The 12,276-nt window shown below is 71.9% G+C and carries 8 protein-coding genes; 3 read left to right on the top strand and 5 right to left on the bottom strand.

Translation table 11 applies throughout. The features are described from left to right. Positions 1-102: 102 nt before the first annotated feature. Positions 103-936 (top strand): class I SAM-dependent methyltransferase, encoded by an 834-nt coding sequence (locus tag JJJ14_RS01895; protein ID WP_201444539.1) that lies wholly within the window; start codon positions 103-105, stop codon positions 934-936. Positions 937-973: 37 nt separating this feature from the next. On the opposite strand, the gene JJJ14_RS01890 is transcribed toward JJJ14_RS01895, so the two are convergent. Continuing rightward, a complete protein-coding gene (locus JJJ14_RS01890; RefSeq protein WP_201444538.1) occupies positions 974-1,987 on the bottom strand; it encodes a TIGR01777 family oxidoreductase in 1,014 nt (337 codons plus the stop codon). A gap of 163 nt (positions 1,988-2,150) precedes the next feature. Here JJJ14_RS01890 and JJJ14_RS01885 point away from each other — a divergent pair, with 163 nt between their 5' ends. Continuing rightward, positions 2,151-3,152, top strand: a complete 1,002-nt coding sequence (locus JJJ14_RS01885) for a hypothetical protein (protein WP_201444537.1) — start codon at positions 2,151-2,153, stop codon at positions 3,150-3,152. Between the two features lie 6 nt (positions 3,153-3,158). Here JJJ14_RS01885 and JJJ14_RS01880 read toward each other — a convergent pair whose 3' ends face one another. From JJJ14_RS01880 to JJJ14_RS01870, 3 genes are all read right to left on the bottom strand, one after another. Further along, positions 3,159-3,896 carry a CDP-alcohol phosphatidyltransferase family protein gene (locus tag JJJ14_RS01880; protein ID WP_003787666.1) on the bottom strand — a complete coding sequence of 246 codons (738 nt, stop codon included), beginning with the start codon at positions 3,894-3,896 and terminating at the stop codon, positions 3,159-3,161. 196 nt (positions 3,897-4,092) lie between these two features. Next, positions 4,093-8,124: a WD40 repeat domain-containing protein gene (locus JJJ14_RS01875; protein WP_201444536.1), complete on the bottom strand. Its 4,032-nt coding sequence runs from the start codon at positions 8,122-8,124 to the stop codon at positions 4,093-4,095. Positions 8,125-8,774: 650 nt separating this feature from the next. Next, positions 8,775-9,167 carry a VOC family protein gene (locus JJJ14_RS01870; RefSeq protein WP_201444535.1) on the bottom strand — a complete coding sequence of 131 codons (393 nt, stop codon included), beginning with the start codon at positions 9,165-9,167 and terminating at the stop codon, positions 8,775-8,777. A 55-nt stretch (positions 9,168-9,222) separates the two neighbouring features. Between JJJ14_RS01870 and JJJ14_RS01865 the strand changes: the two genes are divergently transcribed. After that, positions 9,223-9,699 carry a hypothetical protein gene (locus tag JJJ14_RS01865; protein WP_101558867.1) on the top strand — a complete coding sequence of 159 codons (477 nt, stop codon included), beginning with the start codon at positions 9,223-9,225 and terminating at the stop codon, positions 9,697-9,699. A 196-nt stretch (positions 9,700-9,895) separates the two neighbouring features. Here JJJ14_RS01865 and purL read toward each other — a convergent pair whose 3' ends face one another. Beyond that, positions 9,896-12,256 (bottom strand): phosphoribosylformylglycinamidine synthase subunit PurL, encoded by a 2,361-nt coding sequence (purL, locus tag JJJ14_RS01860; RefSeq protein ID WP_201444534.1) that lies wholly within the window; start codon positions 12,254-12,256, stop codon positions 9,896-9,898. Positions 12,257-12,276: the final 20 nt, after the last annotated feature.

Below are 12,276 nucleotides of genomic sequence, written 5' to 3'. Positions count from 1 at the left end.
CTGAGACGAAACATCTCGCGATCCGGAGGGAAATTGCCGTTGCGGAGGCCACATTCCGGACGTCCACGCAACACAGATCACATTCCTGGAGGATCTGGAGGCATGAGTAGTGAACAGCTTCCAGACGGTTCAATCGAGCCGGCCCGCTACACCCACGGCCACAGTGCAGCGGTGCTCAACGCGCACTCGCGGCGCGGCGCGGCGGACTCGGCCGCCTACCTGCTTGCCCACCTGCGTGCGGGGATGGACCTGCTCGACGTCGGCTGCGGGCCGGCGTCCATCACCGCGGATCTCGCTGCGCGCGTCGCCCCGGGGCGGGTTGTCGCCCTCGATGCCGCGGCCGGTGCCCTGGAGGCGGCTCGGGCGACGCTTCGCGAACGGGGTCTGTCCGAGCAGGTGGAGGTGACCAGCGGGGACGTCATGGCCCTGCCCTTCGAGGACGCCTCCTTCGACGTCGTCCACGCCCACCAGGTCCTCCAGCACCTCGCGGACCCGGTGGGTGCCCTGGCCGAGATGCGCCGCGTCACCCGCCCCGGCGGGATCGTGGCCGTGCGCGACGCCGTCTACTCCGCCATGACCTGGTTCCCCGAGCCCGCGGGTATGGAGCAGTGGCGCTCGGTCTACATGGCCACTGCCCGGGCCAACGGCGGCGAGCCCGACGCCGGGAGCCGGCTACTCTCCTGGGCCCGGGAGGCGGGTTTCGCCGACGTGACGGCCTCGGCCTCCACCTGGTGCTACGCCACTCCCGCCGACCGGGCCTGGCAGTCGCAGACCTGGGCGCAGCGGTGCCTGACCTCCTTCGGTCCGCGGGCCGTCGAGCTGGGACTGGCGGACGGGGCCGACCTGGAGGCGATGGTCCAGGCGTGGCGGCAGTGGGGAGACAGCGAGGACGCCTGGTTCGTCGTCGTGCACGGTGAGGTCCTGGCGCGCGTCTGAGGGCGGGTGCACGGGATCGACCGGCACCGGGCGGGCGTCAGGCGCCCAGTGCCCAGATCGAGGCCGCGTCCGGCGCGGTGAAGCGGAATCCGGAGGCGAGCAGCGCCTGAGGCACTGCTCGCTGGGAGGCACCGAGCAGCTCGGCGAGCATGCCGCCGATGCTTCCGGCACCCCCGGCCGCCCCGGCCCTGCCCGCCCAGTCCAGCAGGAGCTGGGGCACCACCGCCATCGAGGGCGGGCCGCCGGCGCGCGACAGCAGACGGTGGAGGTCGCGGTTGCGCAGCGGCTCGGGCGCGGTCAGGTTGACCGGCCCGTGGACGTCGTCGTGCTCGATGGCCCACAGGAGCCCGGCCGCGGCATCCTCCAGGGCGATCCACGGCTGCCACTGGTCACCGCGGCCCAGCCGGGCCCCCGCCCCGACCCGGTAGGCAGCGCCGAGGATCCTGCCCAGCCCGCCCGAGGAGCTGACCACCAGGCCCGTGCGGGACTGGACCGTGCGCAGCCCGGCCTGCGCCGCCGGGCCCGCAGCCGCCTCCCAACGCCGGCACAGCTCGGACAGGAATCCCTCACCCGGGCCGCTGGCCTCGGTGAGGATCTCATCGCCCCGATCCCCGTAGAAGCCGGTGGCCGATCCGCTCAGCAGGACCTCGGGCCGCCCGGCCGGGGACAGGCCCGCGGCGACCCGGGCGATGAGGGCGGTGGTGGACAGGCGCGAGGCCGCCAGCTCGCGACGGCGCGCCGGTGTCCAGGGGCGCGGCGCGATCGGTGCGCCCGACAGGCAGACCACGGCCCTGGCGCCCTCCAGGGCGCTGGGCGGCAGGAGGCGCTCGGCGGGTGCCCACCAGGCGTGCTCCCTGCCGGAGTCATCGACCTCGATACCCTCCCGCGGCGCCTGGCCCGCTGCGCTGCGGTGGAGGATCCGGATCCTCCAGCCGCTGTCCCGGGCCAGGTCCGCCAGGCGGGATCCGATGAGGCCCGCTCCGGCCACGACGAGCAACCCCGGGTCGCCGCGCTGGCTGGACCGCTCTGAGGGGGTGGCGTGAGTACTCATGTACTCACCCTAGGCGCTCGGCCGCCCCACGGGCCCCGGTCCCGGCCGCGCCCCTACCGACGACGCGAGGGGAGGCGGGTTTCCACTCTCTTCCGGCCAGGAGTGAGCCGTATCGGTTCACAGGATGCACACAACGGGCACCCACTCCTTTAGGCTCTTCCCAATGCCCGAACACACCCCCGCTTCCCGCTCCTCCGTGATGGATCTGATGGCTCTGCGCTCCGTCACGGAGCTTGCCGTCACCCGGCGCCATGTCCTGGACCCCGAGGTCCTGCGGACGGTGGCGGCCGTCGACCGGGTCGGCGACCTGACGCGCTTCAACGTCGCTGAGGTGCCCGAACTGGCCCAGCTCTCCGCCCCTGAGGAGCTGCTGGCGCCCGACGAGCGCGGCTGGGCCCTGGGGCACGCCCTGTCCCTGGCCGTGGAGCACGGGCAGCGCCTGTGGCTGAGCGAAGTTCCCAGGAAGCGCCTGGGGCTGCTGCGGAGCGTCCTGGGCGAGCACCTCGTCCACATCGCCTCCCTAGAAACACCCGACGGCGCCGAGACACCGCGGACCGACGGGGCCGGTCAGGGCGAGGGCGGCGTCGTCGTCGCCGTGAGCCCGCGCCGTCTCCTGGACGAGTGGGCCACCGGGACGCCTGAGCAGATCCGCTACCTGCGCACTGTGCTGGAGGGGACGGACCCGCTGCGCGTGTCCCGGCACACCCTGGGCGCCCTGCAGGAGGCGAAGGTGGACCTGGTGCCGCGCGCCGGCATCGTCCGTCTGCTGCACAACCCCCGCTTCCTGGCCTACGCGACGGTGTTCATCTACTCCTCGCTGCGGGCGCTCCCGGCCGTCTACGCCCCCGGCTTCCGCGGCAACCCCTGGGTGCTGTGGGCCATCGACATCATCACCGCAGTGCCCTACACCTGGGGGATCATCGCCATGGTGGCGGGCAAGCGGCGCCGCATCCGCTTCGCCGGCTTCCTCGTCACCCTCATCACCTTCGTGGCGCCCTACGTGTACTTCTTCCTGGCCGGCGACGACGGACACGGCAACCAGTACCCCGGCTGGGTCATCATGGTGGTCATCGGCCTGGTGCTGGCCACCTTCCTGCTGGAGGGCGGCCGCTGGCTGCGCGACGTGGCGGTCGCCCGGGGGCTGCGCGCCCCCGGGGACGGTTAGTCCGGCCTACGCCGCTGCCGCAGTGGATTCCTCCCCGCGGATCGAGCGCAGCACTCCGGCGAGCAGGAACCATCCGCCCGAGACGATGAGGACGGCGACCGCGCTGAGCGGCCGGTGGGGGTAGATCGCCACCAGCCAGCAGGTGGCCAGGAACCACACGGCCACCGCACCGATGTTGAGGGCGCGGAAGCGCTTGACCCGGGCCGGGTGCGCGTAGTGCGTGGGCACCAGGGTCAGCACCACGAAGATGAGGGTGACGATGATGTTGAAGACCGCCGGGGTCTGGAGCACGTAGAACATGAGGGCCACGATGTTCCAGGCGGCCGGGAAGCCCACGAAGTAGTAGTCGGTGGACTTCCACTGCTTGTTGGCGTAGCAGAACATCGACGAGCTCAGGACGAGGGCCATGAGCAGGCCCGCCAGCGGTCTGGGGCCCATTGGCAGGGCCACGTACATGAAGACCGCCGGGATGAAGGTCCAGGTGAGGTAGTCGACGACGATGTCGACGATGCCGCCGTCGAACCAGGGGATGATCTCGGAGACCCGGGCGCGCCGGGCCAGGGTGCCGTCAACGCCGTCGACGACGAGGGCGACGAGCAGCCAGACCCACATCCACGTGAACTCCCGGCGGGGGTGGATGGTGGCGAGCATGGCCAGGCTGGCCCACACCAGTCCTGACATGGTCAAGATGTGCACTGCCCAGGCGGCGACACGGGCCCGTGCCGGGTACTGCGCCGTCGACACAGACGTCCCCTCTCGGTGGATAACACTGACGGCGGGAAGTCTATGCGGTTCACAGCCCCGGCACCTATCCCCCGGCGCCACTCTTGAGCGATCCCCGTCTCCCTCGGACCGCTCGAGAAGCGAGTGCGCCCCCGTACCTGCCGGTCGGGGGCGCACTCGAAACTGCCGGGCGCCGGGGAGGCGCTCGGGAGATGACTCACATGCTCACGTTGCGGAAGTCGAAGGGGTAGATCCCCATGGGGTTCCAGTGGGCGATGAGGCGCGCACCGCAGGGCCGATCGTGGGCCCACAGCTCGCTGCTGATGACGACGCCGCCGCCCTCCAGCTCGCTGAGGTCGAGGCGGTGGTGGCCGTCGACGTAGTCGTCGGCCTGCTCCAGGGGGTAGAGGGTCAGGTCCGACGCGGGGCTCGACAGGTCAGCCAGCTGCTCATCGAGTCCGGCCAGGTCGTTGCCGGCCATGCCGTAGCGGCTCGCCAGCTCGTTGACGTCACGGCGCGCGATGGCGGCGACGAACTCCTGGACCTCGGTGTAGATCCGCTGGCGCAGGTCCGCACTCCCCCAGGGCGCCGGGGTCGGCTCAGTCGGCTCGGCCGCATCAGCGGGCTCGGTAGGCTCAGCAGAGTCAACCGGCTCGGCCGGCTCTTCCTCGGCGCTCGGCCGGTCCTCAGCGGCAGCCTCGGCCTGCGCGGTCTGAGCGGCCTCAGTCTCCGCGGGCTCGAGCGGCCTGTCCGGGTTCTCCTGGCCCTGCGGATACTCGGCGGGGGCCTGCTCAGCCTGGGCCTCCGGCACCGCGTGGTCCTCGGGCTCACCCTCAGGCGTTGAGGCGGTCCGCGCGGAGGTGACCTCAGCGCCGGAGGGCACCGGCACCTCGGGGGCCGCCGCGTCGGCCACATCGGTAGCCTCGGCGACGTCGGTGACGTCCACAGGGCCGGCGGCGCGCGCCGTCTCAGCGGTGTCCGCGACGGGCGGCACCGTCGTCTCGACGGGGGCAGCGACCTCGGGGGCCCCCTTCTGCGCCGGCCCACCGGCCTCCTCGGAGAGGTCGAGGGTGACCTCATCGCCCTCGTGGCCGGCGGCGTCGGCCGGGGTCAGGGAGAACTCGAGCTGGTCGGGGGCGACAGTCTCACCGGTGGGCGCGGCCACAGGCTCACCACCGGCATGCTCGACGGCGGGGATCGCCACCGGCTCATAGGCGGACTCGGCCGTGCCGGAGGACTGGGCCACCTCGGTCGGCAGAGCCAGCTCAGGCTCGGCGGGCACGGCCGCTTCAGCGCCGTCCTCGACGACGTGCTCCGAGGCGGCGTCGGCCGGGGTCTGAGCCGTGGCGGCGGCGTGCCGGGCCCGGCGCGCGTTGTCGGCGGGCTCCGTGACGGGAGCCGGGACGGCGAGCGCGTCGGCACTGGCCTCAGCGTCGACCTCCTGGCTGGCCTCTGAGGTGCTCAGCACGGGCTGCTGCTCCTCCTCGGGAGCGGTCAGGCTCTGCGGCATCTCAACCATCGCGGGCGGCGTCACGGCCGGGGCGCTCACCTCACCGTCCACGAGGCCCTGGTCCACGGGGAAGGGCTGGACAAGAAGGGTCTCCCCCGTCGGCGCGGCGACCGGTTCGGTCTCGGCCGGCGCGACCGGCTGCCCGAGGGCATCGGGGGCCTCAGGGGTCTCAGCGGCCTCGGCCGGCGTGTGAGCGGTCTCCGCCGCGTGCCGGGCCTGGTGAGCTGCGTCCGGATCCACCGCCTCCGGGGCAAGGGCCGGTGCGGGGATCTCGGAGTCCTCGGTCTCGGTGGAGCCGGACTCCTCGACCTGCGGGTCCTGCGCCTGGGCGGGAGCCTCCTCGATGAGGGGATCACCAGCGGGGGCCGATGGCTCCGGGATCTGGGCAGGGGCATCCGCCTGGGCGGGGGCGTCCTCAGGGGACTGGGAAGCGACGGGCTGCTCGACATCGGCACCGGACTGGGCCGGGGCCGGCTCGGTCTCCTGCTGCGCGGGTGCAGCGAAGACGGAGGGGGCAACGGCGGGCTCGCCGAGCGCGTCGCCCTCCGGCACCTCCGGCGCCTCGGAGGGCTCGGTGTTCTCGGGAACCGAAGACTCCTCGGGAACCTGGGGCTCCTCAACCGGCTCGGGCACCGTCAGGTCCTCGTCAGCGGCCTCGGCCGGGGACGGCTCCGCGACAGCCTCGGGCAGCGGGTCGGAGTTGAGGTACTGGCGCCGCTCCACGCCCACGCGGGTGAGCTGGCCGGCAAGGATCTCGGGGCGGCCGAGGTAGTCCCAAACCTCCCCGGGGCCCGAGCGCAGACTCAGGGAGGGAGCGTCGAGGATGGCGACCCCGCCGTCGGGCAGGAAGCACAGGAACAGCCCGGTCATCTCGCCGGTGGTGGCGTCCCACAGGCGCACGGTGCCGTCCTCGGAGCCGGTGAGAATCCGGGTGCCGTCGGGGCTCCACTGCGCGTCGGTGACGCCGAAACGGTGGCCGGCCAGGGACAGGACGACCTTGCCGGAGACCTCGTCCCACACGCGCACGACGCCGTCGTCGAAGCCGGCCAGCACCTTGGTGCCGTCGGGGCTCCAGGCGTAGGAGCGGACCATGGCGGCGGCGTCGCGCAGCGTCACGAGCTCGCCGGAGGTGATGACGTCCCAGACGTGGGCGGCGCCGTCGGCGCTGCCGGTGACGACACGCGGGCCCCCTTGAGTCCACACGACGTCGCGCACCCAGTTTCCGGTGTAGGTGTGGATGACCTCGCCGGTGGCGGCGTCCCAGATGCGGGCTGTCCCATCCTGGGAGCCGGTCAGGGCGCGCTGGCCGTTGGGGCTCCAGGCGACCGAGGTAATCATGTCGCTGTGGCCCTCGAGGGTCAGGAGGCGCTCGCCGCGGGCGGCGTCCCAGATCGCGGCGCGGTCGTCCCCCAGTCCGGTGAGGATGCGCTCGCTGTCTGGGCTCCAGGCGATGTCGTTGACGTCGTCCTCCCCCGCGGTCAGGGCCTGGACGACGTCGCCGGTGGAGGCATCCAGGATGAGGACGCGGGGCGAGAGGTAGGAGGAGGTGGCCAGGCGGGTGCCGTCCGGGCTCCAGACGACCTCGCTCAGCTCCCGGGCACCGTTGTCGACGGTCAGGCGCGGCTGACCGGTGGCGGCGTCCCAGACGCGGTTGCCACCGATCTTGGCGCCGATGCTGAGCCTGGTGCCATCGGGGCTCCAGGAGACGGTCTCCACGGAGTTACCGGCCCCCAGGACGAGCTGGGTTTGGCCGGTGGCGGCGTCCCAGACGCGCACGGTGTCATCGTGCGAGCCGGTGGCCACGCGGCTCGAGTCCGGGCTCCAGGCCAGGGCGCAGGCCCACTGGTTGTGGCCGCGCAGGCTGAGCAGCTCCTCGCCGGTGGCGGCGTCCCAGATGTGGGCGGTGGTGCCGGAGATGTCGTCGGTGATGATGCGGCTGCCGTCGGGGCTCCAGGAGACGACGCTGACCCAGCGGCGCTCGCGGCCGTGGAGGCTGAGGACCTCCTCGCCGGTGGCGGCGTCCCAGACCCGGGGCTCGGCCGAGTCGAAGGCGGTGATGATGCGACGCGAGTCCGGACTCCATGACAGGCCGGTCATCGGCTCGATCGGGCCGACGTGGGTCGGCCTGCCGTCGGGGCCCATGGTGGCGCCGCGCCCCACGAAGGCCATGGGGCCCACGCGCAGCAGCTCGGTGCCGGTGGTGACGTCCCAGACGCGGGCGGTGCCGTCATCGGAGGCGGTGGCCACGCGGGTCCCGTCCGGGCTCCACGACACCGCAGTGAGGTGCTCGGTGTGCCCCGACAGGGTGCGCACCACCTGACCGCTGGTGGCGTCCCAGATGCGGGCCGAGGCGTCGTCGAAGCTGGTGAGGATGCGGGTGGAGTCGGGGCTCCAGGCCACCGCCCCGCCCACGCCGGAGCCGCCGACCCCCAGGGTCAGCAGGTCGGCGCCGGTGGTCGCGTCCCAGACGCGCACGCTGTGGTCCTCCGCCGCAGTGAGGAGCCGCGTGCCATCGGGGCTCCAGGCCACCGCGCTGATGGACAGGCTGGGGCCGGCCAGCGCGAACAGCTCGGTGCCGCGGTTCGCGTCCCAGACGCGGGCCGTGCCGTCGTGCGACCCGGACAGGAGCCGCGTGCCGTCCGGGCTCCAGGCCACACCCCACAGCGCGTCGAAGTGGCCGGCATACAGTGACACCTCACGAGGGTCGATCGTCGTCGAGGTCTCTGAAGGCACAGTCATGGTTGAAGTCTAGAGATCTCTGCGAGGTATCTGCGGCATCTTGAGCCGATTGCGAGCAGTTACCTGAGTGATATCTGGCAAATCCGGGGCTGAGAGGGCGCCACGCCGGGTGCGCGACACGCTGAGAGGCCGCCTTCCGCACCACCGCGCCCCGTTCGGGCGGGCACGAGAGGGCGTTGCACTACCTGCCTCGGCCGACTCGCCCGCCGCTTCGATATCTTCCTGAGACTCCCAGGGAATTAGCGGGAATTGTCGCCGGGGCGGCTTCGATGTCAATTCAGGCGCCGAGCGAGCCCAACACCGCCGCCTCACCGCAGCGTCGTCATCTGCCCACCGCGAGGCCTCCGGGCCCTCTCCACCCCTCCGCCGAGCCCTGTCACCTCCCTGGCGAACAGCCGCCTTCCCTCCGCCACATCTCTCAGACCGTCGCCCCCTCTCCACCATCTCCGGGCCTACCACCGACACTGACGGGGACATTCCACGCGGCCGGGTGCGCGTCCTTCCGGGCGGGGGCATCCTGCGCGTCCGGGGACAGAATTCCCGTCCCCGACGGCGTCGAATGTCCCCGGCCGTACAGAAATGTCCCCGGCTGTAGAGGAATGTCCCCGACGGCGGGCTCACGCAGCAGAGGTGAGGCACGCAGGCGACGCTCAGTCGCCGGCGCCGTGGAAGACGGCCTCGAGGTTGTTGCCGTCGGGGTCGAGGACGAAGGCCCCGTAGTAGCCGGGGTGGTAGTGCGGGCGCTCGCCGGGACCTCCGTTGTCGGTGCCTCCCGCCGCCAGGGCCGCCTCATGGAAGGCGTCCACCTGCGCCGTCGACGCCGCCGCCAGCGCGATATGGCAGGGCGTCGGGTTCTCCGCCGGGGCCAGCCACAGGTCCGCGTGGACCGGGGCGTCCTCCGGCGCGCCGGGCGTCGGCCCACCCAGTCCGGTGACGGGCCCGAACTCCATGACGACGCGGTAGCCCAGCGGCGCGAGGGCCGCCTCGTAGAAGGCCTTCGAGGCCGCCGGATCACTGACACTCACAGAGGCATGATCGATCATGCCTCCAGGCTACCCACTGGTTGATACACGGCGGGCGCATTGACAGGCTCCAGCCATGACATCCTCCACGGCCCTCTCCTCACGTCCCACACGATCAGCCGACATCGAGTCCATCATCACCATCATCGCTTGGGGCACCCAGGTGGTGGGCGTCAGCGTGTCCAAGCACGTCTTCGACGCCTCGTCGCTCGTGCCGCCGAGCTTCTCGGACAGCTCATCACCCGGCGTTGGCCTCCATCTCGTGAGTCTCGTGCGGACGATGAACAGCGTCATCCTGATTCTGGCCGTCATCGGCTTCATCACCGCGTTCTATGTCGTCGCGGCCGACAACAAGATGGGCGGGGCAGTCCTCAGCGTGGCACTGGCCGGCATCTCCCTGTCCGTCTCACTGACCATCGGTTGCCTCATCACGGCAGAGGCGTTCAACCCGAGCGCCTGGATCTACCTCGTGAACGTCCTGCCGGCAGTGGTGCTGCTTGTTTCCGCAGCGATAATCCACCGTCACACATCGATACCTGAGGTGGCGCAGTAAGGCAGTCAGGAGGCACGTCGCCGGCTCACCAGGGCGGACCGACGGGGACTATTCCCTACAGCCGGGGACATTCCACGCGGCCGGGTGCGTGTCACCTCGGCCGGGGGCATCCTGCGCGTCCGGGGACAGGATTCCCGTCCCCGACGGCGTCGAATGTCCCCGGCCGTACAGAAATGTCCCCGTCGGCGAACGCGACTCAGAACAGCGCCGGCAGGACACCCTCGACGTCGGCCCCGAGCTCGGCCAGGTCCAGGACGAGGGGACGCCCGGCACCGCCGTCGGAGAGCAGGTCACTGCCGGCCACGACGAGCAGGTCGCCACCGGTGGTGCCCAGGCGCGCCACGGCGACGTCCTCAGCCTCGGCGGCCGCGGTGACGGCGGGCACGAGCTCCTCGCGCACGGCGACGATCGCGCGGGCCCCGGACTCGGAGAACAGGGCGGTGAAGTCGTCCACGCCCTCCTCCTGGATGGCGGTCAGGTCCACGCTGGCGCCGACGCCGCAGCGCAGGCAGGAGTCCACGAGAGTCTGGATGAGGCCGCCGGTCGAGCAGTCGTGGGCGGCGCGCACCAGCGGCTCGCCGCCGGGGCCCTCCGCCTCGCTCAGGGCCAGCAGCACCCGCCCGAGCGCCATCTCCGCCTCGAGGTCGACGCGCGGGGGCAGCCCGCCGAGGTGGTCGTGGACCACACGGGACCAGGCCGAGCCGTCGAGCTCGTCGGCGGTGGTGCCCAGGGCCATGATGGCCAGGCCCTCCTCGTGCCAGCCCGAGGGGTTGGCACGGCGCACGTCGTCCATGACGCCCAGGACGCCGACGACGGGCGTGGGGTTGATCGAGGAGTCGATCTGTCCCTTGACCTTGCCGTGGGAGTTGTAGAGCGAGACGTTGCCGCCGGTGACCGGCACGCCCATGACGGCGCAGGCGTCGGCCAAGCCGGTGATGGCCTCGACGAGCTGCCACATGGCGTCGGGGTCCTCCGGCGAGCCGAAGTTGAGGCAGTCGGTGACGGCCAGGGGCCGGGCGCCCACGGTGCACACGTTGCGGTAGGACTCGGCCAGGGCCTGGGCGGCGCCGGTGGCGGGGTCGAGCTTGGTGAAGCGGCCGTTGGCGTCGGTGGAGATGGCCACGCCGCGGCCAGTGGCCTCATCGACGCGGATGACGCCGGCGTCATCGGGCTGGCACAGGGCGGTGTCGCCGCGCACGAAGCGGTCGTACTGGTTGGTCACCCAGGCGGTGGAGGCCTGGTTGGGGCTGGTGACGATGGCGCGTACCTGCTCGGCGAGCTCGGTGGCGGACTCGGGGCGGGCCAGGCGCTCGGTGGTGTCGGCGTTGAGCGCGTCCTGCCAGGCGGGGCGGGCGTAGGGGCGCTCGTAGGTGGGGCCCTCGTGGGCCACGGTGCGCGGGTCGACGTCGACGATCCGCTCCCCGAAGTGGTCGATGGTGAGGCGGCCCGAGCCGTTGACCTCCCCGATGACGGCGGCCTCGACGTCCCACTTGTCGATGACGGCCATGAACTCCTCGAGCTTGTCGGGCGCGACGACGGCCATCATGCGCTCCTGGGACTCGCTCATGAGGATCTCCCCGGCGGTCAGGGTGGGGTCGCGCAGGAGCACCTTCTCCAGGTCCACGTGCATGCCGCCGTCGCCGTTGGAGGCCAGCTCGGAGGTGGCGCAGGAGATGCCGGCGGCGCCCAGGTCCTGGATGCCGAGCACGAGCCCGGCGCCGAACAGGTCCAGGCAGCACTCGATGAGGACCTTCTCCATGAAGGGGTCGCCCACCTGGACGCTGGGGCGCTTGGCGGGCATGCCGTCCTCGAAGGACTCCGAGGCCAGGATGGAGGCCCCGCCGATGCCGTCCCCGCCGGTGCGGGCACCGAAGAGCACCACCTTGTTGCCGGCGCCGGTGGCGTTGGCCAGGTGGATGTCCTCGTGGCGCAGCACGCCCACGCACAGGGCGTTGACCAGTGGGTTCTCCTGGTAGGAGGAGTCGAACTCGGTCTCGCCGCCGATGTTGGGCAGGCCCAGGGAGTTGCCGTAGGTGCCCACGCCGGCCACGACGCCGTGGACGACGCGCGCGGTGTCGGGGTGGTCGACGGCGCCGAAGCGCAGCTGGTCCATGACGGCCACGGGCCGCGCCCCCATGGAGATGATGTCGCGCACGATGCCGCCCACGCCGGTGGCGGCCCCCTGGTAGGGCTCGACATAGCTGGGGTGGTTGTGGGACTCGACCTTGTAGGTCACGGCCCAGCCGTCACCGATGTCGACGACGCCGGCGTTCTCCCCCATGCCGACCAGGAGGTGCTCGCGCATCTCGGGGGTGGTCTTGGCGCCGAACTGGCGCAGGTGGATCTTGGAGGACTTGTAGGAGCAGTGCTCGGACCACATGACCGAGTACATGGCCAGCTCGGCGTTGGTGGGGCGGCGCCCCAGCAGCTCGCGGATGGACTCGTACTCGTCGGCCTTGAGGCCCAGCTCCTTCCAGGGCATCTCCCTGTCGGGCGTCGCGGCGGCGTCGGCGACGGTGTCGGGGTGGGCGGCGGGGATCATGGGCTCGGACGCCATGGGGGCTCCTGATTGACGAG

Source organism: Actinomyces sp. HMT 175, from assembly GCF_016694895.1.
Classification (GTDB): Bacteria; Actinomycetota; Actinomycetes; order Actinomycetales; family Actinomycetaceae; genus Actinomyces; species Actinomyces oris.
This window is presented reverse-complemented; position numbering and strand designations above follow the sequence as displayed.